Source organism: Lelliottia sp. 7254-16 (genome assembly GCF_002922995.1).
GTDB lineage: Bacteria > Pseudomonadota > Gammaproteobacteria > Enterobacterales > Enterobacteriaceae > Enterobacter > Enterobacter jeotgali.
On sequence record NZ_PQVS01000011.1, the window covers coordinates 148,307 to 171,318 of the forward strand.

Consider the following 23,012-nt stretch of genomic DNA (forward strand, 5'->3'; position numbering starts at 1 on the left):
ATAGCAGACTAAGTATAGGGGGAGAAAGATAATGGCCAATACTAAAATGCCTTTCCTGCCAATTATATATGTCCGTGGCTATGCAATGAGTCGCCGTGAAATAAATGAAACTACGGCTGATCCGTTTAATGGCTTCAATTTAGGCTCTACGATGCTGCGTGCCTCAGCGAGCCAAAAAGACCGTCCGCGAAAGTTCTTTTTCGAATCACCGGTCATTCGTCTTGCGTCTGAATTTGGCTACAGCGACGTTTTTGAGCAGGGCCTGGATTTTACCGACGAAGGCTGGGAATTTGACTCGACGGGAAAACCTACCGGTAATGTGCTGGATGATAAATCCATTATTGTATATCGCTACTATGACGACGCGTCCACGCTACTGGGAACAGGCAAAACGCCGAGCATGGAGGAAGCGGCAATGGGCCTTTCTAGGCTGTTAGCCAAAGTGCAGCGACTGCTCATCAGCAACCCCAACAGCGGCGTGCAGACGTCCGCCGATTTCCGCTGTTATCTGGTTGCCCATTCAATGGGCGGACTGGTGTGCCGCGCATTTCTACAAAATACCGCTCTCGATCCAGAAAAGATGGTGACAAGCGTCGATAAGTTCTTTACCTATGCCACTCCCCATAACGGAATTGATTTTGCAGGGATAAATATTCCTGATCTGCCCTGGCAGAGTAGCGTGACTAACTTTAATCAGCAGCGCATGAGTGAGTATCTTGCGCTTGGGCAAGCTTACGCTAAGTATAACCGGGTCGATTTGATCCCGGAATCACGTCTCGCCTCGGGGCGTATTTTCACTATGGTGGGCACCAATCGCCTGGATTATGAGGTTGCCGCAGGGTTATCGCGCACCTTCGTCGGTAACGGCAGCGATGGGCTGGTCAAAATCGAAAATGCCACGTTAAACGGATTGAACGACGACGGGACGATCGGCGCGCCCTGTGCTAAGGCATTCGCCTATCGCGCGCATTCAGGTTATTTCGGGATTGTGAACAGCGAAGAGGCGTTCCAGAATCTGTCGCGTTTTCTGTTTGGCGACGTACGCGTCGATATCTGGCTGGACCTTGACGAGATCCGTCTTCCTAAAGCAGCAGTGAAAGCCGCCGGTGACGATGCCTCGAAAATTGATGCCATTTATCAGATTGAAACCATCGCATCACCGAGAGGAAAACCCTGGTCCCTCACCCGCCGTATCGCAGAAGAAGACTCCGTTGCCTGTCTGACGCAGAAAGAGTGGCGGGATCAAAAGCATTCGTCGCAGTACCTCTCCAGCGTGTTTTTATCCCGCCGTGCGCGGGTGAAGAAAAGCCGACCATCCCTGGCATATAGCCTGATGCTGGGAGTTAAAATCCCGGATTATGAAATTGAAAAACGCTTCTGGTTTAACGAGCATTTTGAAGGCGGTTATCTGTTCCGCAATTCGCTGATCCTGGAAATCGTGCCGCCTGCAGATGAAACAACGCCCTGGAAGATCAAATATGCCTGGCAGGATTCCGGCTTTGCCAGTGCGGATATTCCGTTGAATCCTAACCAAATGATCGGCCACGAATGCGAAGTCACCATTCCTGTCGTCAGCGGCACCGTTGACACGACGGGAGTCCTGCGCCCCTCCACTCCGGGGATTTCCGGTCAGTTGCGCTTTAAAATACAGAACTGGAATCTTTCTTAATCACGCAGGTTGAGGAAATGGGAAAGGAAGAATAAAGACATTGCCGTAGTATAAAAACAAAAAAACCACCCGAGGGTGGTTTCACGACACTGCTTATCATTGATTTTATTCTTGTTTTCCCATGGTACCCGGAACGAGACTTGAACTCGTACAGCCTATGGCCGAGGGATTTTAAATCCCTTGTGTCTACCGATTCCACCATCCGGGCTCGGGAAGAAATTGGAGGCGCGTTCCGGAGTCGAACCGGACTAGACGGATTTGCAATCCGCTACATAACCGCTTTGCTAACGCGCCTTAAATCTTTTGTCTTGCGACCAGCACCCGCAACTGCCGATGCTTTTTAATTTGGAGCGGGAAACGAGACTCGAACTCGCGACCCCGACCTTGGCAAGGTCGTGCTCTACCAACTGAGCTATTCCCGCATGTCACCAAGCTATTTGTAATCACTTGATTTCATTATCATCCGGCAAGCAGTGCCGCCGTTCGATGCGTTGCATTCTACTTATATGACGATTTGAGTCAACGTTATTTTTGCTTCCCAGGATCGTTTGCTGAAAATTACGCCGAAACGATCACTGATCAAGCAGATCGCCGCGCGAGGCATTGAGGTATTGCAGCATTGACCACAGCGTCAGCACCGCAGCGACCCACAGCAAGCCAATTCCCGCCCACTCGACCCAGGCGTTCGGACGCCACAGCATCCACACAAGAGAGGCCATCTGCGCGGTAGTTTTCACTTTACCAATCCAGGAGACCGCCACGCTGCTACGTTTGCCCAACTCAGCCATCCACTCGCGCAGCGCAGAGATAATAATTTCTCGGCCAATCATCGTTGCCGCCGGCAGCGTTACCCACCAGGTGTGGTAATGCTCTGCCACCAGCACCATCGCAATGGCGACCATGACTTTATCGGCAACAGGATCGAGGAATGCACCGAAGCGCGTGCTCTGATTCCAGCGTCGCGCCAGATAGCCATCAAACCAGTCCGTCACTGCGGCCACAAGGAAGATCAGCGCACATACGAAAGGAGCCCACGTGAACGGCATGTAAAAAGCCAACACAAAGAACGGGATAAGTACGACGCGAAAAAGCGTGAGCAACGTAGGGATGTTAAATCGCATAGTGACGGTAACTGTCTGTTGTCAGTAAAATTTAGCTCTATGTTGCTACAGAGCCCTCAATGTTTCAACGAGTAGTAGATCTTTTCTGCCAGCCCTTGCGAAATACCCGGCACTTTTGCAATTTCCTCTGCACTGGCGTTGAGTAATCCTTGCAATCCACCCATGTACTTCAACAACATCTGACGACGTTTTGGCCCGACGCCCTCGATCGTCTCCAGCGTACTGGTATTTTTCACTTTTGCCCGTTTTTTGCGATGCCCGCCAATGGCGTGATCGTGCGAGTCATCGCGAATATGCTGAATCACATGCAGTGCAGGCGAATCCGGCGGCAAACTGAATCCCTCACCTTCGGGCTCAAGGAACAGCGTTTCCAGACCGGCTTTGCGATCGGTTCCTTTGGCGACACCGAGCAGTAACGGATGATGTTTATCCCACGGTACATCCAGCTCGGCAAAAACCGCTTTCGCCTGACCTAGCTGCCCTTTCCCGCCATCGATCACGATGACATCCGGGATTTTCGTCTCTTCAATCGCCTTGCCGTAGCGACGACGCAGAACCTGGTTCATCGCGGCATAATCATCGCCCGGCGTAATACCGGTAATATTGTAACGACGATATTCGGCGCGCACTGGCCCATTCGCATCAAACACCACGCAGGAGGCGACCGTTTGCTCACCCATCGTATGACTGATGTCGAAACACTCCATCCGCTTCACTTCAGGGAGTTTCAGCACCGTCGCCAGAGCCATGAGACGCTGATGAATGGTAGATTGCTGGGAAAGTTTGGTCGTCAGCGCCGTCGCAGCGTTGGTACGCGCCAGCTTCAAATAGCGGGCGCGGTCACCGCGTGGTTTGGTCTGAACATTAACGCGTCGCCCAGCCAGTTCGGACAGGGAATCTGCCAGCAGGGTTTTATCATTAAGATTAAAGTCGAGCAGGATTTCCGCTGGCAACGTGCGCATCTGGCTGCCCTGCAAATAAAACTGACCGACAAAGGTCTCGACAACTTCGCCCAGTTCGGTGCCACCCGGTACTTTTGGGAAATAGCTGCGGCTGCCCAGCACTTTGCCCTGACGAATAAACAGAACGTGAACGCATGCCAGCCCGGCGTCGAAGGAGACGCCAATCACATCCAGGTCGTCGCCATTGTTCGACACAAATTGCTTCTCAGTGACGCGTCGCACCGCCTGAATTTGATCGCGAATACGCGCTGCCTCTTCAAACGCTAACGCCTGGCTGGCTTTTTCCATCCGCGCAATCAGCTGCGTCAGCACCTGATCGTCTTTACCCGCAAGGAACAAACGCACGTAATCGACCTGCTGCGCGTAGTCTTCTTCGCTGACCAGCCCTTCCACGCACGGGCCGAGACAGCGCCCAATCTGATATTGCAGACAGGGACGCGAGCGGTTGCGATAAACGCTGTTTTCGCACTGGCGAACCGGGAAGATTTTTTGCAGCAATGCCAGCGTTTCACGCACTGCATAACCGTTCGGGAACGGGCCGAAATACTCGCCTTTCGCGTGTTTCGCTCCACGGTGCATCGCCAGACGCGGGTGAGTATCACCGCTGAGAAAAATGAATGGATAGGATTTATCATCGCGCAACAAGACGTTATAACGCGGCTGATAGAGTTTGATGTAGTTATGTTCCAGCAACAGCGCTTCGGTTTCCGTATGAGTTACGGTCACGTCTATCTGCTGGATCTGCGCCACCAGAGCTTCAGTTTTGCGGGAGGCCAGATTATTGCGGAAATAGCTGGAAAGACGCTTTTTCAGGTCTTTCGCTTTGCCTACATAGATAACCGTGCCGCCCGCGTCATACATCCGATAGACGCCAGGCTGGCTGGTCACGGTTTTCAGAAAAGATTTTGAATCGAACACATCACTCACTGACTTGTTAGGGTCTCTGCATTGCACAGACCATGACGAATAGCCAGGTGAGTGAGTTCGACATCGCCATGAATGTTCAGTTTACTGAACATTCGGTAACGATAGCTGTTCACCGTTTTCGGGCTGAGATTCAACTGCTCGGAAATCTCATTCACCTTTTGGCCTTTGGTGATCATCAGCATAATCTGCAATTCACGCTCAGACAAACTGGCAAACGGCGATCCGGTCTTATCCGGTTCAATTTGACTTAACGCCATCTGTTGAGCGATATCCGACGCGATATAGCGTTGTCCGGAGAACACTGAACGAATTGCATTAACCACTTCCTGTGGCGCGGCACCTTTAGTCAGGTAGCCTGCGGCCCCCGCCTGCATGACTTTCGCCGGCAGTGGGTTTTCCGTGTGGACGGTTAGCATGATGACTTTGGTATCAACGTAGGCCCGCGCGATTTTGCGCGTAGCTTCGAGCCCACCGATGCCAGGCATGTTCATATCCATCAGCACCACATCGGCTGAGTGCGTACGGCACCATTTTACGGCATCTTCGCCACAACAGACTTCGCCTGCGACTTTAATACCCTTTATATCTTCAAGTATGCGTCGTATCCCTGCGCGCACGAGTTCGTGGTCATCAACAAGAAGAACGTTGATCAAAGGAATGTCTCCAGAAATAGGGATAACGCGACTGACTGCTAATTTGGCTTATATTAACGGTTTTCGTCCCAAGTTTGAAACGCTAAAAAATGCGCCATTCGATTTCGTTCTCGTTTTTGGAAATTAGCCTGTACAGCAAGTGGAAAGAAAATCTCATTTGAAAAGCTGAATAACCGTAATTTTTAAGCTTCTGTATTCAAAAAGTTACGAAAAAAGCGGCCATCAGCGCAAGGGAAAAACAGCGCTTATATTTTTGTAACAATAATTAACAGTGTGCACACTACCTATAAACAATTAAGAGAGGTTAAAACATTAAAGTGATTCTACTTAATGCTAGTTTACCCAAATAAACAAAGCGCACATTTGAACAAAAAATAACCACTGCTTTTTTCCCTCTGTCTTGTGGTATACTCCGCCGCCATAACTTTCATCGTCGCGCTCAAGCGCCGTTTTGTACTGAGGAATAACAATGAGCACACCTGAATTCGCCACTGCCGAAAATAACCAAGAACTGGCGCAGGAAGTATCCTGTCTGAAAGCCCTACTGACCCTTATGTTGCAGGCGATGGGCCAGGCTGACGCGGGTCGTGTGATCATTAAGATGGAAAAACAAATTGCCCAGATGGAAGATCAGGGGCAGGCAGATGTATTTGCCGGTACGGTTAAGCAAATTAAACAGGCTTACCGCCAGTAATAAAGAAACGGCTGAATGCAATGCATTCAGCCGTTTTCGTGTCTGGCACGCAGAACAGTGAAAGTGTTGTCAGATGAATCCTGTTGCCGCCGCATAACAGGCAATTTGCGTCTTATTCGGCGCGTTAAATTTCTTCTGCATATTCTTCTGATGGAAGTTAACTGTATTCTCTGAAATTGACAGAATAATGGCGATTTCAGCCGACGTTTTTCCTTCCGCCGTCCACTTCAGAATTTCCTTCTCACGCTTGCTGAATTTCATCTCAGGTGGCATCACCATTTCATGTTCAAAGCGCAGCAACGCCGTCAGCGCCATTTGCACTAACATTTGCAGACGCAACTCTATTTCTTCGCTGTCCATCATTTTGCCAAACTGACTGGTTCGGGAAACGGACAGAAAGCCTAACGCGTGATTAGGCAGCATTAAACATTGGGTAATCCCCTTACGGATACCGTGGTCGCGAGCCCCATCCCATAATGGTTGCGCTTCAGAGAATAAGTCATCCGTCCAGGGAAGGTGTCCCTGAATGAAATTCTCTCGCTTTAATACCGGATCAATAGCGAAATAGTTTTCTGACTGATATTGCGACATCCATTCAGGCGGATAGCTTGAATGAACCGAAATTTTAGGCCGCGTAAACGGAACCGGGTGACGAACACAGAGTGAGTAATAATCGAATTCGAGTGCCTGTGTTTGTTGCTGAAGTTCGTTATAAACCTCGTCAACCGTGCCCATTTCCTGGAATCGCAGGAAGCAATTCCGTCGCCATGTGAAAAAGTCTGTATCCCTCATACTTACTGAATGAAGCCCCTGAAAAAGATAATCATTATTATGGTGAATATAACCTAACACATAAATCTTATTTATATGTATAAAATATCGCCCCAAGTGAGAATAGCTTTCATTTCCAGTACTTTAAGTGATGCCAGACAGAATAAATATATCTACATAATCCGTATTATGGAGAATAATTTGCTCCGAATTATCTTTCCGGAGCAAATCAGCTTTAGCCAGACTACCGTGTCAGGAACTTTTCAAGGAACTGACGTGTGCGAGGTAATTGCGGATTAGTAAACAATTCTTTTGCTGGACCTTGCTCCACAATGCGCCCCTGATCCATGAAAATCGCCCTGTCGGCGACATCTCTGGCAAAGCTCATCTCGTGAGTAACGATAACCAGGGTGCGTTTTTCCTGCGCCAGCTGGCGAATAGTGTTCAGCACTTCGCCAACCAGTTCCGGGTCCAGTGCTGACGTCGGTTCATCGAACAAGATAACATCCGGGCGCATCGCCAGCGCACGCGCAATGGCTACGCGCTGCTGCTGTCCGCCTGAGAGACGACGTGGATAGCTGGTCTCTTTCCCCGATAGCCCAACTTTCGCCAGCAGTTCCCGCGCACGCGCGGTCGCTTCCTCTTTCGGCTCACCTTTTACAATGACCGGCCCCTCAATAATGTTCTCCAGCACCGTACGATGCGGGAACAGATTGAAGCTCTGAAAGACAAAGCCCACATGCTGGCGCAGGCGGCGTATCAGCCCCTTTTGTTGCCCGAGGGACTTTCCGGTATCGATGGTGATATCCCCGACGCGAATGGTTCCCCCTTCTGGCTGCTCCAGCAAATTAATGCTGCGCAGTAGGGTGGTTTTACCGGAACCGCTTGGGCCGATAATCGCCACCACCTCGCCCTCTTGCACTTCCAGATCAATACCATGCAACACGGTTTGCCCGTGGAATTTTTTGACCAGGTTTTTGACGTCGATAGCACTCATTTCGGATCTCGCTCCTGGCGGTTAAGCTGGTTCTCAAAATAGTTTTGCAGTGCCGAAAGCACTGTCGCCATGACCCAATAAATCAGCGAAGCTGCCAGATACATGGTGAAAACTTCCAGCGTGCGCGAGGTGATGAGCTGCGCCTGACGGAACAGTTCCGGCACCTGGATCGTCGCCGCCAGTGACGTGTCTTTCACCAGGCTGATAAAGCTGTTGCTGAGCGGCGGGAGCGCCACGCGTGCCGCCTGCGGCAGAATGGCCCGACGCAGCGTTTGCCACGGCGTCATGCCGATACTGGCCGCCGCTTCCCATTGGCCTTTATCGATAGAGGAAATCGCCGCTCGCAGCGTTTCAGAGGTGTACGCAGCGGTATTCAGCGACAGGCCAATCATTGCCGCCGGGATCGGGTCCAGCTCGATACCAAACTGCGGCAGGCCGTAGTAGATCATAAACAGCTGAGCGATCAGTGGCGTACCGCGAAATATTGAGATGTAAAACCGCGCCAGCCAGCGTACCGGCAGGATCGGCGACATGCGCATCAATGCCAGGATAAAGCCCAGCACCAGGCCAAAGAACATCCCTCCCAGACTCAGTTGCAGCGTGAACACCGCCCCTTTGAGCAGGTAGGGCAACGAATCAATAACCAGTTGAATACTTTCTTGCATTATTATTTTCGACCCGCATTTCAGACGTGAGGATGATAGGCAAACAACGCTGGCGCTCCGCCCGTGTGAACAAACAGAATCGGCCCTTCATCCTTAAAGCGTTTCTGGGTAATGCCGTCGATCAGCCCCGCCATTGCTTTACCGGTATACACCGGATCCAGAAGAATGCCTTCCAGACGCGCCAGCAGTTTGATCGCCTCCTGCCCTTCTTCGTTCGGCGTGCCGTAGCCTGGGGCAAAATAGTCATCCCACAGCAGAATATCCGACTTCGCCTGCACTTCCAGCTGCTGTGCAACCGCCTGCTGCAAGGTCACAACCTTTGGCTTCTGATCGGCAACGCTACGCGATACGGTGACGCCAATCAGCTCGACGTCCGGCATCAGCTGTTCCAGCCCTACCGCCAGCCCGGCGTGCGTCCCGGCGCTGCCGGATGCCACTACCACCGAAGACAAGCTCACCGCCCCTTCGCACTGCTGGGCGATTTCCAGCGCACTCTCTACATAGCCCAGCGCACCCAGCGCGTTTGAGCCGCCGACCGGAATCACGTACGGACGAAAGCCCTGAGCTTCGACGCGCGTCGCGAGCGCTTCCAGCTGTGCCGCCGGGTCGGTCAACGCATCACACATCTCAATCTGCACGTTAAATAAGTCCAGAAGCAGACGGTTTCCATTAGTCAGATAGTTTTCCGCGTGCGTGCCGATTGGGTTTTCCAGCAACGCCACGCAGTTCAGCCCGAGCTTCGCGGCCACCGCTGCCGTCTGGCGCACGTGGTTTGACTGAATCGCACCAGCGGTGATCAGGGTATCCGCGCCTTCGCGCAAAGCGTCGGCTGCCAGGAACTCCAGCTTACGCAGCTTGTTCCCGCCCATTGCCATTGGGGTCACATCGTCACGTTTGATAAAAATGTCGCGTCCTAAATAGTCAGAAAAACGCGGCAGGTACTCCAGTGGCGTTGGCGCGCCGATAAACTCGAGGCGCGGAAAACGCGTTAAATTTTGCAGTGACATGAAACCTCCGGTAACGCTGTTTTTGTTTGTTATTTTTATTATGCACGCAAGAGTGCCAGAAATGAAAAAGGCGCTTTTAAAAGCGCCTTTTTTTTAGTGAAAGACTTACTTCGTCACGTCTGCCCCGAACCACTTCTCGGAGAGCGCTTTCAGGCTACCGTCTTTCTGCATATCGGCGATTGCACCGTCCACGGCTTTAACCAAGTCCTGGTTATCTTTGCGGATAGCGACACCGGCTTCCTGACGGGAGAACGCATCACCCGCGACCGCCAGCGTATCTTTGGTTTTCTTCACCAGATCCAGCGCTGCCAGGCGATCAACCAGGATGGCATCGATACGGCCAACGCGCAGATCCTGATATTTAGTCGGGTCATCATCGTACGTACGGATGTCGACGCCCTGAACGTTCTGGCGCAGCCACTCTTCATAGTTAGTGCCCAGACCGACGCCCACTTTTTTGCCTTTCAGATCGGCGGCAGATTTAATCGTGCCTTCGTTGCCTTTCTTCACCAGCGCCTGAATGCCGGACACGGTGTACGGCGTAGAGAAATCATATTTCTTCTTACGCTCATCAGAGATTGTCACCTGATTGATCACCACGTCGATACGTTTGGAGTCCAGCGACGCCAGCATCCCGTCCCATTTGGTCGGTTTGAGTTCGGCTTTAACACCCAGATGTTTCGCCAGCTCTTGAGCAAATTCAACTTCAAAACCGGTCAGTTTGCCGTCATCGCCCTGGAAACTGAATGGCGGATAGGTGCCTTCCAGCCCAACCAGCAGCGTGCCGCGTTCTTTCACTTTATTCAGCAGATTCTCAGCGGCGAAGGTTTTCGCGCTCATCCCTGCGACCAGTGCAACAGCCATGACGCCCATCAGCGCCTGACGACCCAGAAGTGCTAATTTCATAGTGACCCCGATATAGTGGTTTTTTGAGTAGTGTAGGGCTTTCGTTTATAACGTCAAACACGAGTCCGCTACATCTTATTCAATTTTAATATATATCAGAAGTTGTCCCGGCGTAGACTTTCTGCTTCATCACGCCCGGCATTTGCGCTTTATATTGCGCATACTTACGCAGGGCGATGCGATAGTTGTTGGTGCTGGTGGCGGGCAACCAGGGTTCCAGATTTTCATCCAGATAACCGGTTTTCAGCAGATCGCGGGAGATGTTTTGCATAGTCAGATGCTGGCCCAGGCGACGCAGACGAACCACATATTCGCGCACGGTCCCGTGACTCATTTCTGTTTGCTCAAACAGGAATTGTTTAAAGCCGATGATGTCGAAAAAGTCGCTTTGCTCTTTGCAATGCAGATCGCCACAGAACCGGCACAGGGCCACCCACTCTTGCTGCTCCACCTGCCAGGCGGATTCATCCATCAGGGTGTCGAGACGAGAAATCGCGATCTTATTCACGATTTCGCCACGACGAACCAGCGTGATACGGTCAAGTAACTTATTGCAATGGGCGCAATGCGTCTGACTGTGTTTAAAGTCTTTTAGGTAGCGGCTTAAAGGCCGTCTTTTAGATTGCTGCACCGTCATGATAACTCCTGGTTGTCAATACGTTGTGCGGCACTTTTCGGGCGAACATCGCCTATAACTTACCCAGTTTGGTCCGTAAGCGTTTGATGGCCTGACTATGCAATTGGCTCACCCGAGACTCCCCCACTTCCAGAACCGCGCCGATCTCCTTAAGATTCAGCTCTTCCTGGTAATAGAGTGTTAACACCAACTGCTCACGTTCCGGTAAAGCTTCAATAGCTTCCATTACGCGAGAGCGTAAATTACCTTCCAGTAAATGGTGTAACGGGTTTTCTTGCTGATTTTCATCAGTCACCAGCTCAATGCTATCGCCATGCTCTTCGCGCCACTCGTCATAAGAGAAGAGTTGGCTGTTATTGGTATCGAGCAACATCTGGCGATAATCTTCAACAGCAATGCCAAGACGCTCCGCCACTTCTGTTTCCGTCGCGTTGCGTCCCAGTTCCTGTTCGAGCTGTCCCATCGCATGCGCCACTTCGCGGGCATTGCGGCGAACACTACGCGGCACCCAGTCACGGCTGCGCAGTTCGTCCAGCATCGCACCACGAATACGCTGTACTGCGTAAGTCGTAAATGCCGTTCCTTGCAGAGCGTCGTATCGGTCAACTGCATTCAATAACCCGATACCGCCCGCCTGTAGCAGGTCGTCCAGTTCCACACTCGCCGGCAATCGCACCTGGAGGCGCAATGCTTCGTGACGCACCAGCGGGACATAACGCTGCCACAGCGAGTGTTTATCCATTACACCTTCAGCGGTATAGAGTGAATTCACGATAAACAGCCCTGCGTTAATTGAGTTATCGGCATGATTATCCGATTCTGGAGGGGTTTTAATCGGGTGAATAGTGGGTGAAATGAGGGGTTATTTGCAGTAATGGACTATTTAACATTGCAGAGGGTATCTGCCCTCTGCTTTATTAAGCGTTAAAGTGCTGTCACTCAGGCAACCTGTTGCACGTTAACATCTTCTGAACATTTCCTCTGGCTCAGGCGAAGTACAGTTTCAATTATTCTCCCCTGCTCCTCATTAGTCATGTCGGGAAATATAGGAAGACAAAGGATTTTTTCGGCAATTTGGTTGGCCACAGGCAATTCTTGAGGCGCAGCTGAATCTAAATGTCGATACATAGAGAACGAACTAATTAACGGATAGAAATAGCGTCTCGCATAGATGTCCTCTTCTTTAAGCATTTCATAGAGTTCATCCCGGCTTAAGGGGAAATGCTCCTCCACCAGAACCGGGAAGTATGCATAGTTCCACTCGTAATCATCGGCAAATTGATAACACGACAGGCCGGTAGCGAGAGCTAATTCGCGCATATAGCGTTGATAAATTTGCTCTCGAGCAAGCAGAGCACGATCAATATGCTTTAGCTGAAGCAAACCAAAAGCCGCAGAGACTTCACTCATTTTTGCGTTAATGCCTGGCGCGACAACTTTGGTTTCACCGGCAAAACCAAAATTCTTAAGATAATCAATTCTTTGCTTGGTTTTAAGGTCGTGAGATATGATCGCCCCGCCCTCAAAGGTGTTGAACACTTTGGTCGCGTGGAAGCTCAATACAGAGAGGTCACCATTATTCAGTACGCTGGTGCCGTTGCTTTTAACACCAAATGCATGAGCGGCATCATAAATAACCCGCAGGCCATATATATCTGCAATTTGTTGGATTTTATCAACCTGGCACGGAATACCGTAGCAATGTACGGGCATAATTGCGGTGGTCTGAGGAGTGATCAACGCTTCTATTTTCTCAGGATCGATGTTAAACGTGAGAGGGTCGATATCCGCAAAGACGGGGGTTAAACCATTCCATAACAGCGTGTGTGAAGTGGCGACAAAAGAATAAGGCGTTGTGATAACTTCGCCCGTCACACGCAATGCCTGCAACGCTGTCAATAAAGCCAGTGTGCCATTTGAAAACAAACTTACATACTTGACGCCAAGATAATCCGCTAAAGATGCCTCAAGCTCCTGATGAAAACTTCCGCCGTTGGTGAGCGTTCTGCTGGACCACATTTTTTCAAGGTAGGGGATGAATTCCTCCAGTGGTGGCAGCAAAGGACTCGTCACGAATATTTTATTGTTCATTTCTGGCGTCACATATAAGTCGTTTAATCCCTATTTTATAAGTTAATGACGTCAATGATCGCTCGAACAAACGCCAATTTGGTGTCCTTATTACCGGCAAACCGCTGCTGAATCCGCAGCAAAACACGCTATAGGCTAAAAAGAATGCAAATTGCCCTGCTGTTTTCGTCATGGGGAGAGTTCGGCATCGATAAAATAACAAAAATCTCTCATCTGTTCGCAGCGAATCAATCAACCGGTGTTTAACATCATCGCTGAGGTTGTTGATCTGCACATTTTTCTCATCGACTGAGATTCATCATGATCGAAAATCATACCAAACAGCTGCCATCTGCAATCCTCGTCATTTCTGACAACCCTGAGTTATCGCAGCATTTCATGCGCCTTATGGAGAATGTGCCTGAGCTGAAAGGGATTCAGATGAAGCTTTGCTACTCTGCGAAAAACCCACAGCCGGAAGCAATGGCAGCGTTAGGTGCTAAATCAAGCGATCTGCGGGACAGTCTCACTGTGGATGACATTATAGCGACAACCGACCTTGTGTTTAGCCTTCACTGTAAGCAGATTTTCCCTGAAAAACTGGTCACCCATGTCAGGTGTATTAATGTCCATCCGGGTGTTAATCCTTACAACAGAGGATGGTTTCCCCAGGTTTTCTCAATAATGAACAAACTCCCTGCGGGAGTGACCATTCATCTGATGGACAACGAAGTCGATCACGGTGCGATTATTTATCAGTCGGTCATCCAGATTGCAGAAAGCGATACCTCATTCGAGGTGTATCGCAAGATTATCGCTGAAGAAAAAACCTTGCTTGACCAGAATATTATTAACCTTATTTCAGGTGATTACCCGACGACTTGTCCAGAATCTGAAGGTAATTACAATAGCATTGCTGATTTCAGGAAATGCTGCGAGCTTGATTTAGACAAAACAGGATCGCTCAGAGAACACATTGATTTATTAAGGTCACTGACTCACGGAACGTTGAAAAACGCATTCTTCAAAGACGCACAGGGCCGTAAGCACTATATCCGTGTTCAAATAGAATCTCAGGATAGTTCATTCGAAGAAGAAAATAATAATGACGAGAAAAAATATGTCTCAGCATGAATTAGTCAGTATTCTCATTCCGGCTTACAAGGCCGATTTCTTCGAACAAGCACTCCAGAGCGCCATAGATCAGGACTGGCCGAATACTGAAATTATTGTTTGCGATGATGGTGACAACGACGCTATCCGCGTGACGTGCGAGCACCTTGCCCGCTCCTCAGGTAAGCCAATTAGTTATCATAAAAACACTCAACGTCTGCTGGAAACCGGAAATGTTTTGCATTGCCTCAGCCATGCAAAAGGGAAATACATTAAATTTCTGTATGATGATGATCTCATCGCTAAAAACTGTATATCCCGATTAGTCAAAGCCCTAAACGATAATCCTGATATTGTCCTGGCATCTTCACGTAGAACACGCATTGATGAACTCGGGAATATATTACCTGATATTGTCGCCACCGCGTTTCCTTTCCAGCAGGACACGCTTCTCAGCGGAAATGATCTTATTTCCTTCCTGTGTGATTATCAGGTTAACTTTATTGGTGAGCCCAGCGTTTTCCTGTGCTATCGCGACGATCTCCTCGCACTCGGCGATCAAATATTCAATATTGATAACGAGGAAATGCCTTATTTTGCCGATGCCGCGCTAATGATTAAGTTATTCCGTAAAGGAGACCTCGCGTTCATCAGCGAACCGCTCTCTTCATTCCGGATATCTGACTCGCAAATCAGCCAAATGGCAAAATCGCAGCAGGAGCAGGTCACCAGAACCTACTCTTTGATGCCGCAATTGATCAAAAAATTGGGTTGGTATAAAGGTTCGAAAGAAGAAAACCAGCATGTAACGATTGCTGCGTTGCACTCACCGAATGAAGTGCATCAGGTCAATCTTGTGCATGCATTGCAGCACGCGATGCACCGTAGCGCTCAGGATTACCACAGCGAGCAAATAACAAAGTGGGTCGAATCACGAACTCTCCCCCCGCAACATCAAGAGCTGGCTGCCTCTTTCCAGGCATCGCGCGCTATCCAACAGTCACTTTGCGTATTTATCCGCGAAAATGGGCACGCAGATGCGCTTGAACGTACAGTGGATAGTATCACTGCGTGGCAGGGTTTTGGGCTGACGCTTCATCCCGTTATTGTGGGTAACAGTGTTTCACCCACTCGATATCCGACGTCTGTAATAGATGCGACGGTATTAAATGCTGTTTCCCGTATCAACGATTTTCTGACGGCAAGTTCGCACGATTGGGTCATGGTATTAGAGGCCGGCGAACAACTTCTGGTCAGCGGATTGTTATCTTTCGATCTGGCTCTGGAAGGCGCTTCGGGCTGCGATGCTATTTATGCTGACGAAGTGAATATCGTTGGCAACAAAATCACCGGGACCACGCTGCGCCCGGACTTTAACCTCGATTTGCTCCTGAGTAACCCGGCAGAAATGTCCCGTCACTGGATTTTCAAGCGCTCAACGCTGATGTCGCTTGGCGGGTTTAATCGAATGTACCGCCAGGCATGGCAATTTGAATATATCGTCCGCCTGATTGAGCAAAAAGGCATTCAGTTTGCGGGGCATATTCCAGAACCTTTAGTCGCCTCGCACGGCCAGTTCACGATTGCTCTCGATGAAGAAAAAACTATCCTGCGCAATCATCTTCGCCAGCGCGGTTATCCTGCAGGGGAAGTGGAATCAGAGCGTCCAGGGCTCTATGCCTTACGTTATCATCATCAGCAGCAACCGCTGGTTTCCATTATTATTCCGACAAAAGATCAGTTGCCGATCCTCGTTCACTGTGTCACTACCCTGCTGGAAAAAACACGTTATCCGAATTACGAAGTGCTGATCGTCGACAATAACAGTGAAACGCCAGAAGCGCTTGAGTGGCTAAACGGGATTTCAACTATCGATCCGCAGCGCATTCGCGTTTTGCGCTACCCTCACCCTTTTAACTATTCCGCGATCAATAACATGGCAGCCCGTGAGGCGCGTGGCGAATATTTGGTGTTGCTGAACAATGATACGGGTGTGATTGAAAACAACTGGCTCGACCATCTTCTGAATCATGGTTTACGCCCTGAAGTGGGGATAACGGGAGCCCGGTTACTATACCCAAGCGGTAATATTCAGCATGCAGGCGTGGTAATGGGATTAAGAGGCCCTGCGGATCACCCCTTCATTAACAGTGAAAAAGACAAACCGGGTTATATGAATCGTCTGCACTGCGATCAAAACTACAATGTGGTGACAGCCGCCTGTCTGCTGGTCCGTAAATCGGTTTACGAGGCAGTTGGTGGCCTCGACGAAGAACAGTTCCGCGTCTCCTACAATGATGTGGATTTCTGCCTCAAAGTACGTGAAGCCGGTTATCTGACAGTATGGACGCCGTATTCAGTAGTGATGCATGAGGGCAGCGTCAGCCAAAAATCTGTGGATAAAGCTACTCAGGAAAAAAAACGTCAGCGTTTTATGGGTGAGCAAGATGCGATGTATCAGAAATGGCTGCCACTGATTGCCAACGATCCGGCCTATAACCCCAATTTGTCATTGAATAATACCGGATTCCAGCTTCAGACTGATGCACCGGGAACCTGGAAACCACTGCACTGGAATCCGATCCCGACGCTCCTTGCGATAACTGCTGGCAGAACGCATCGCCACCAGCAGCATTTCATCAATCAATTAACGCTGTTCAATGATGAAGCTGTTGCCGAAACGCTGGTGCCTTTCGTACCGCCATCAATCGGTGAAATGGCGCGTATTTCTCCCGCAAGCCTGATTTTGCAGGAGACGATTTCACCGGCCGCTCAGGAATGGCTGGAACGAGTGCGTAAAGCAACATCACAGTTCACCGTCTTCACGCTGGATAATTATCTTCCAGCACTGTCGGCAAAATCGACTTTACGCGAGACACTAACCGGCGATTTGAGCGCAGCGTTGCAGGCCACCCTGCGTCACATAGACCGCCTGGTAGTCAGCTCGCCGATGGTGGCAGAAACATGCGCGACCTGGCATCATGACATTCGCATCGTTACACCGCGTTTATCCCCGACGCACTGGGACAATCTTATAAGCGCGCGTGGATATGGCCACAAACCCCGCATCGGCTGGATAGGTGATGGCGAAAATATCACGGACCTCGAAATCATTCACAAAGCCATCGTGCAGCTATCCAAAAGCGTAGAGTGGGTATTGATGGGATATTGCCCGCCGTCACTGCGCGCTCATGTTACTGAGTATCATCCTTCCGTAACCCCAGAGTGTTATCCGCAAAAACTAGCCTCTCTGAATCTTGACCTTGTCCTGGAGCCGTTCGCGGACACCGCTTATAACCGTCACCGCAGTGTGATCCGCCTGCTTGAGTTTGGTGCCTGCGGTTATCCGGTCATTTGCAGCGATAACATTAGTATGCGCAATGAGTATCGGGTGACTCGCGTGAAAAACACCAATAATAGCTGGATTGAAGCCATCTCCGCGTACGTACAAGATCCGCGCGCTCGCTTGAACGCAGGGGATGCACTTAAAGATCAGGTGAGACAAAACGGTATGCTATGGCGCGATGATTTATCCCTTCATGCCGCACATTGGCTTGCGTAACGCAGAAACAGAAAGGCACCTTTGCAGGTGCCTTTACTTTTTTACTTCCTGTCCATCAACCAGGCTTTGCGCCAGTCATCAAGACCGTTATTTCGCAAATACCAGTCGCGATGAATTGCTTCGCGTAGTTTATCCCCCTGAGAGGCAAGATACTGCGCATCGCTGATGTGCGCCCGAATCGCGCTCATCCAGTTTTTGAAGCGGTTTTCTACCAACGTTACCGGCAGATCGCAGCGATAAGGTTCAATATCCGTGGCAATAATCGGAACCCCACAGGTGCCTATTTCCAGAAGCCGTAAGTTACTTTTACACTCATTGAAGTGATTGATTTCAAGTGGTACCAGCGCCAGATCCAGGTTCAGGCTTGCCAGTTTTTCGGGGTACATTTCGAATGGCACGCCAGGGTGGAATTCGCAGCGCACATTTTTGGGTTTCATTCCCATAAAGACCCACTCGACCTCATGCTCCAGCTCTTTGATGAGAGGCAACAGGATCTCCAGATCTCCGGCATGAGAACTGCCCCCTGCCCAGCCGACGCGGACTTTTTTACCTGTCCCACTCAGACTGCGTAAATGCCCCCACTGGTCCGGTGCCAGGCGGTTTTGCGCGATACGGATATCAGAATGGAAGCGACTGTAGGCTTCTGCCAGAGGCGCGGTAGACACCACCACCCAGTCCGCACTGTCCATAATCTTGCGCAGACTCTTTGCCATATGCTGTGGGAATTTACTGTTATTGCCATTTTTCATCGGCAGATTCAGGAGATAGTCATCATATTCAACGACAATTTTTGCCCCTGAGATATTTCGCATTTGCTGCATCACATCCGGGAAGCGACTTCCTGTCGGCAGTTCAAGTAAAACCACATCAGGTTGTAGCTGTGCCACTTCCATCAGACCAGGAATTGCATTAACCAGCCCCCCTTCCAGCAGCGTATGACGCTCCATTGCTTTGAACGGCTGCAACACGCGATGGTGCCCATTCCCCTGCCAGTTGATGTGGTGCGCCAGAATCACGGGTAAAGGACGGCCCGGAAGCGGCTCATGGAATCGAGCCGTGTTTTCACTCAATGTAAAAGGTGTGCCCGCTTTTTGCATCAGTGGATGATATGAAGGATCGGCCAGTAACGCTTGTCGCCATTCCTGATACAGTGCGGAATAGTCCTCTACCAGCGGGCGTTCCTGAACGTGGAACTTCTGGCTGAGTAGCCGCGTGGCTCCCCCCATGTGTTTTACCCTTGCATAAGGCGTCCAGATATTCAGATAACCCTGGGCCTGCGCACGCAAACTGAGGTCTACATCGGCAAAATAAAGCGGGAATACCTCTTCAGTGAAACCATTCAGGGAGAAGAAAACGTCTTTCCTTACCATCATGCAGGACGCGCTAACGGCATTCAGGTTATGGGGTGTTTTGAGGAAGTGCTCGAACCCGCTGCTGTCACCCTCAACCCCTTCAAATGCAACGCCCACGCCCTGTTGAATACCGGTAAGGTAACCGCCATGCTGTACGCGACCATCTGCATATTCCAGACGAGCACCCACCAGAGCAATTTCAGGACGTAGCGCATGTTCGACCATTGCCTCCAGCCAGTTCCCATCAATAATTTCGCAGTCGTTATTCAGGAACAGCAGGATTTCGCCTCGCGCGTATTGCGCGGCCAGATTATTCATTTGTGCAAAGTTGAACGGTGCGTCATGACGCAGCACGCGAACCTGGTCTATCCCCAGCCGTTCAAGCTGCCCGAGAAAATCGCATGCATCCGCCTCCACTGACTGATTATCGACAATCAACAGCTCGTACTGCGAGTACTGCGTTTTTTCCATCAGGCTTTCGATGCATCGACGCAGTAACGCCACGTGGTCGCGGGTCGGGATGATGATCGAAACCAGCGGTTTAACATCCCAGTGATAGCGAATGCGCGGACGGGGTATATCAGCCCCTTCTTCCAGTGAAGCAGTAATCCCCAGACGCTCAAGATGCTCAATGACGACCAACCGGTGTTCAGCCAATACTTTCGCTGAGGTTTGCCACACCTTAGGCAAACTGTCCGCCGATACCAGAACTTCAGCAACCCGGTCAAACGCAGCGGATCCCCCTGCTTCCACAAAACGCCAGATGAGATCAATCAGCGCCATTTCCTGAAAACGACTGTCGACTCCTCCTACCTGAAGTGCGGCTTCACGGTTGATAAGCCAGGTTTGGCCAGGATAAGGCGTTGCGCGCAGGAGATCGATATTCGTCCCCGGACGCAGCGTCAGCAGCGGCTCTTCGTGAGCCGATTCCAGCATCTCATCACAGTAAACTGCCAACGCTTTCTGGTTTTTCACGCGAAAGGCGGCAAAATGCAGCAGAGCATCATCAGTTAGCGTGAAGCCCGCAGGAACCACCAACAGCGCATCGGCTTTACGCTGATTAAGCAGTGCATTCAGACTTTCAGCCCAGCCCTTGCCAACGCCGATTAACGGTCTGTCGCCAGAGGCAAAATTCTGTTCAGCTATTACATCTACGCTTTCAGCCGGGAGGGACTGCATTGACACTGAGGCCAGCGTCCGCTGGCAAGCTTCTGCATCCCCGTTGCGAGAAATGACTACCACGCCAATACTGTCAGCGCCCGGCGCGTCAACCGCTATCGAAAGCAGCGCATCCCGGCGTGCATCGCTAATTTTGCGGTCTTCCAGCCAGCGGCTCATCGAGTATTTCAGCGACTGGTGCGCCAGAAGCGCCTTTCTGTGCAAAGTCAGCGCATCGCACGATTTTTGATCCAAAACCGTTTTTTTAACCGGGAAAGACGACGTAAAGATCCGCGCAAGGACCTCTTTAATTCCCCAGGTTTTTGACCACTGCACGCGGTTATCACGCGTCCAGCGCGCCGCAGCCTGATAACCATTTTGCAGTAATGAGAGCCATTCTTTGCTATCAGGAGAGTTGCGCAACATCATCCCGCTGAAGTGATTGTGCTCATGGCTTGCAATGTTATCGGCATCGATATAATCGTCAACATAGCCATTAACGGCTAAAAATACAGGGATCCCCAGAGCCAGAGATTTGGCGACTAAAGACTCGTTTGCAATAATAACGTCGTATTGTGACAACCATTCCGGTTCAACAAGATTCAGCTGCTGTTTTTCATCCAGCCAGTGCAGCGTTACCCCAATGTCGGCTGCCTTTTGTTGTAATTCATATATTTCAGCAGACATTTCAGGCGCAACGTACAGGATCTGCTTTAGTTCTGTCGAACGGGCCTGTGCCTGGTAATCTATAAATCGCTGTGGAACAAGCCACGGCATCAGTGCCAGTTGGTCCTCGGCGATACCCGTTAGTTTTAACTGCTCGCACGTCAGTGTAGAAAGCCCCAGCGTCAGGGACGCAAGATCGTTTTCAAGCTGTACGCCGTATGGAATGTAAAGATCGTTGTAATCGCTGAAGTGGCGGAACACTATCGGGCCGCTCAGACGCTGCTCATGCAGCGCGGTCATCAGCTTCTGACTCACGAATCCGCGCCAGATAAAAATTAGATCATACGCTGGAGCGATGTCGCCTTGTTCTTCGCTAATGACCCGGAAACGCCCTGTCTTTTTAAGCTCATCCAGCTTTCCATTCATGGCCCTGCCGGCAGACTGCGTGCACAAGTCAATGTGAATGTCCTGCGCCAACCAGAAATCGACCAGGTCGAGAATCTCAACGGTATAGGGTGTATAAGCGTCGAATTTATCAACACTGAGTAAGTAACTTTGCATCCTGGTTCCTTTTTATGCCTGCACGTCACAACGTTCAGAAGACAGAAATGAAAAACAGGTTATTGTGCGCGACGAGGGGGAATATGAGGCGAAAAACAGCAAACAGAAAAGCGGCTATCTCTTTCGATTGCACATAAAAAAAGGCATCCGAAGATGCCTTTGATTTGCGCTAAGAAAATTAACGCAGCAGGGACAGCATAGTCTGCGGAACCTGGTTGGCCTGTGCCAGAACAGAAGAACCTGCCTGCTGCAGGATCTGCGCACGGGACATGTTCGACACTTCTGTCGCGTAATCAGAGTCCTGAATACGGCTGCGTGCAGCTGACAGGTTGTTTACGGTGTTGTTCAGGTTAGTGATGGTGGACTCGAAACGGTTCTGAGACGCACCCAGCAGGCTGCGCTGGTTATCAACAGATTTGATTGCCGCATCGATGTCTGCCAGTGGGCTGCCATCGGTAGTACCGCCAGAAGTGATAGTACCGCTCAGAACGTCGAAACCTTCTGCAGAAGTGGTACGCGCGTTACCGTTAACCATGCCGCCAGTTGCGCCAGTTGCGCCCGCGGTGCTGAACAGGTTGTAGCTATCGGAGCTGCTCAGGTTGATAGCGATAGTTTCGTTATCTTTAGAGCCAACCTGGAAGCTGTAGCTGCTTGAACCAGTACCGGTGTTCAGCACTTTGATGCCGTTGAAGTCGGTCTGCTGAGTTACGCGGTTAACTTCTTCCATACGCTGGTTAACTTCAGCCTGGATGGAGTCGATGTCAGATGCAGAGTTAGAGCTGTTCTGCGCCTGAACGGTCAGGTCACGGATACGCTGCAAGTTGTTGTTGATTTCACCCAGTGCGCCTTCAGCAGTCTGCGCCAGAGAGATACCGTCGTTAGCGTTACGTGCAGCAACGCCCAGACCGTTGATGTTAGAGGTGAAGCGGTTGGCGATCGCCTGACCAGCAGCATCATCTTTTGCGCTGTTGATACGCAGACCAGAAGACAGACGCTCAATCGCGGTGCCCAGGGAGGACTGAGATTTGCTCAGGTTGTTCTGAGTCATCAGCGACAGGGTGTTAGTATTAATCACTGCCATGGTATGTATCCTTCAATATGAGTCATGGGTTGGCATGCCGCCAGCGGCTTCATCGCCTTCATAAAGGTTATCGACAGGACTCATACAAACTTTAGCGTTTTAAATATTATTTAACGCTTTTTGATTGATTATAAAAGAAAAAAGCGCCGACAAGCGGCGCTTTGATAACGTTAATTAATAAATTAACGCAGCAGGGACAGCATGGTCTGCGGAACCTGGTTGGCCTGTGCCAGAACAGAAGAACCTGCCTGCTGCAGGATCTGCGCACGAGACATGTTCGACACTTCTGTCGCGTAATCAGAATCCTGAATACGGCTGCGTGCAGCTGACAGGTTGTTTACGGTGTTGTTCAGGTTAGTGATGGTGGACTCGAAACGGTTCTGAGACGCACCCAGCAGGCTGCGCTGGTTATCAACAGATTTGATTGCCGCATCGATGTC

At 50.4% G+C, this 23,012-nt stretch carries 18 protein-coding genes and 3 tRNA genes; 4 read left to right on the top strand and 17 right to left on the bottom strand.

The features are described from left to right. Positions 1–31 precede the first annotated feature (31 nt). Positions 32–1,669: a hypothetical protein gene (locus C3708_RS15600; RefSeq protein ID WP_103949675.1), complete on the top strand. Its 1,638-nt coding sequence runs from the start codon at positions 32–34 to the stop codon at positions 1,667–1,669. 122 nt (positions 1,670–1,791) lie between these two features. Here C3708_RS15600 and C3708_RS15605 read toward each other — a convergent pair. The 6 genes from C3708_RS15605 to uvrY form a co-directional block, all read right to left on the bottom strand. Then, a tRNA-Leu gene (locus C3708_RS15605) sits at positions 1,792–1,877 on the bottom strand. Positions 1,878–1,889: 12 nt separating this feature from the next. Continuing rightward, a tRNA-Cys gene (locus C3708_RS15610) sits at positions 1,890–1,963 on the bottom strand. 52 nt (positions 1,964–2,015) lie between these two features. Then, positions 2,016–2,091 (bottom strand) — tRNA-Gly (locus C3708_RS15615). A 150-nt stretch (positions 2,092–2,241) separates the two neighbouring features. After that, the gene (gene pgsA, locus C3708_RS15620; RefSeq protein WP_095282446.1) at positions 2,242–2,790 is read right to left on the bottom strand and encodes a CDP-diacylglycerol--glycerol-3-phosphate 3-phosphatidyltransferase; all 549 of its coding nucleotides are present in this window, start codon (positions 2,788–2,790) and stop codon (positions 2,242–2,244) included. A gap of 56 nt (positions 2,791–2,846) precedes the next feature. Further along, positions 2,847–4,679, bottom strand: a complete 1,833-nt coding sequence (gene uvrC / locus C3708_RS15625) for an excinuclease ABC subunit UvrC (RefSeq protein ID WP_103949676.1) — start codon at positions 4,677–4,679, stop codon at positions 2,847–2,849. After that, the gene (uvrY, locus tag C3708_RS15630; RefSeq protein WP_095282448.1) at positions 4,676–5,332 is read right to left on the bottom strand and encodes a UvrY/SirA/GacA family response regulator transcription factor; all 657 of its coding nucleotides are present in this window, start codon (positions 5,330–5,332) and stop codon (positions 4,676–4,678) included. The genes uvrC and uvrY overlap by 4 nt, the downstream gene beginning before the upstream one ends. A 469-nt stretch (positions 5,333–5,801) precedes the next feature. Between uvrY and C3708_RS15635 the strand changes: the two genes are divergently transcribed. After that, on the top strand, positions 5,802–6,026 hold the full coding sequence (locus C3708_RS15635) for a DUF2594 family protein (protein WP_095282449.1): 225 nt from the start codon (positions 5,802–5,804) through the stop codon (positions 6,024–6,026). Positions 6,027–6,095: 69 nt separating this feature from the next. On the opposite strand, the gene sdiA is transcribed toward C3708_RS15635, so the two are convergent. The 8 genes from sdiA to C3708_RS15675 form a co-directional block, all read right to left on the bottom strand. Next, positions 6,096–6,818: a transcriptional regulator SdiA gene (sdiA, locus tag C3708_RS15640; protein WP_095282450.1), complete on the bottom strand. Its 723-nt coding sequence runs from the start codon at positions 6,816–6,818 to the stop codon at positions 6,096–6,098. Between the two features lie 223 nt (positions 6,819–7,041). Further along, positions 7,042–7,794: an L-cystine ABC transporter ATP-binding protein TcyN gene (gene tcyN / locus C3708_RS15645; protein WP_103949677.1), complete on the bottom strand. Its 753-nt coding sequence runs from the start codon at positions 7,792–7,794 to the stop codon at positions 7,042–7,044. Then, the gene (gene tcyL / locus C3708_RS15650; protein WP_095282452.1) at positions 7,791–8,459 is read right to left on the bottom strand and encodes a cystine ABC transporter permease; all 669 of its coding nucleotides are present in this window, start codon (positions 8,457–8,459) and stop codon (positions 7,791–7,793) included. Before tcyL ends, tcyN begins: the two co-directional genes overlap by 4 nt. Before the next feature lie 20 nt (positions 8,460–8,479). Continuing rightward, entirely contained in the window at positions 8,480–9,466 is a 987-nt protein-coding gene (gene dcyD, locus C3708_RS15655; protein WP_103949678.1) for a D-cysteine desulfhydrase, read from the bottom strand. 105 nt (positions 9,467–9,571) lie between these two features. After that, positions 9,572–10,372 carry a cystine ABC transporter substrate-binding protein gene (gene tcyJ, locus C3708_RS15660; RefSeq protein WP_095282454.1) on the bottom strand — a complete coding sequence of 267 codons (801 nt, stop codon included), beginning with the start codon at positions 10,370–10,372 and terminating at the stop codon, positions 9,572–9,574. An 85-nt stretch (positions 10,373–10,457) separates the two neighbouring features. Beyond that, on the bottom strand, positions 10,458–11,009 hold the full coding sequence (gene fliZ, locus C3708_RS15665) for a flagella biosynthesis regulatory protein FliZ (protein WP_095282455.1): 552 nt from the start codon (positions 11,007–11,009) through the stop codon (positions 10,458–10,460). 52 nt (positions 11,010–11,061) lie between these two features. Further along, positions 11,062–11,781 (bottom strand): RNA polymerase sigma factor FliA, encoded by a 720-nt coding sequence (locus tag C3708_RS15670; RefSeq protein WP_095282456.1) that lies wholly within the window; start codon positions 11,779–11,781, stop codon positions 11,062–11,064. Positions 11,782–11,948: 167 nt separating this feature from the next. Next, a complete protein-coding gene (locus C3708_RS15675) occupies positions 11,949–13,100 on the bottom strand; it encodes a DegT/DnrJ/EryC1/StrS aminotransferase family protein (RefSeq protein ID WP_103949679.1) in 1,152 nt (383 codons plus the stop codon). A gap of 300 nt (positions 13,101–13,400) precedes the next feature. On the opposite strand from C3708_RS15675, the gene C3708_RS15680 reads away from it, so the two are divergent. Together C3708_RS15680 and C3708_RS15685 are read left to right on the top strand one after the other, a co-directional pair. After that, positions 13,401–14,213 carry a dTDP-4-amino-4,6-dideoxyglucose formyltransferase gene (locus C3708_RS15680; RefSeq protein WP_103949680.1) on the top strand — a complete coding sequence of 271 codons (813 nt, stop codon included), beginning with the start codon at positions 13,401–13,403 and terminating at the stop codon, positions 14,211–14,213. After that, positions 14,200–17,754: a glycosyltransferase gene (locus tag C3708_RS15685; protein WP_158251370.1), complete on the top strand. Its 3,555-nt coding sequence runs from the start codon at positions 14,200–14,202 to the stop codon at positions 17,752–17,754. Before C3708_RS15680 ends, C3708_RS15685 begins: the two co-directional genes overlap by 14 nt. A gap of 41 nt (positions 17,755–17,795) precedes the next feature. Here C3708_RS15685 and C3708_RS15690 read toward each other — a convergent pair whose 3' ends face one another. From C3708_RS15690 to C3708_RS15700, 3 genes are all read right to left on the bottom strand, one after another. Continuing rightward, complete coding sequence (locus C3708_RS15690; protein WP_103949682.1) at positions 17,796–21,491, bottom strand: glycosyltransferase; 3,696 nt, start codon at positions 21,489–21,491, stop codon at positions 17,796–17,798. A 178-nt stretch (positions 21,492–21,669) separates the two neighbouring features. Next, positions 21,670–22,572: a flagellin gene (locus C3708_RS15695; protein ID WP_103946115.1), complete on the bottom strand. Its 903-nt coding sequence runs from the start codon at positions 22,570–22,572 to the stop codon at positions 21,670–21,672. Between the two features lie 182 nt (positions 22,573–22,754). Then, positions 22,755–23,012: flagellin (locus C3708_RS15700; RefSeq protein WP_255411599.1), on the bottom strand; the 258-nt coding region annotated here is incomplete at its 5' end.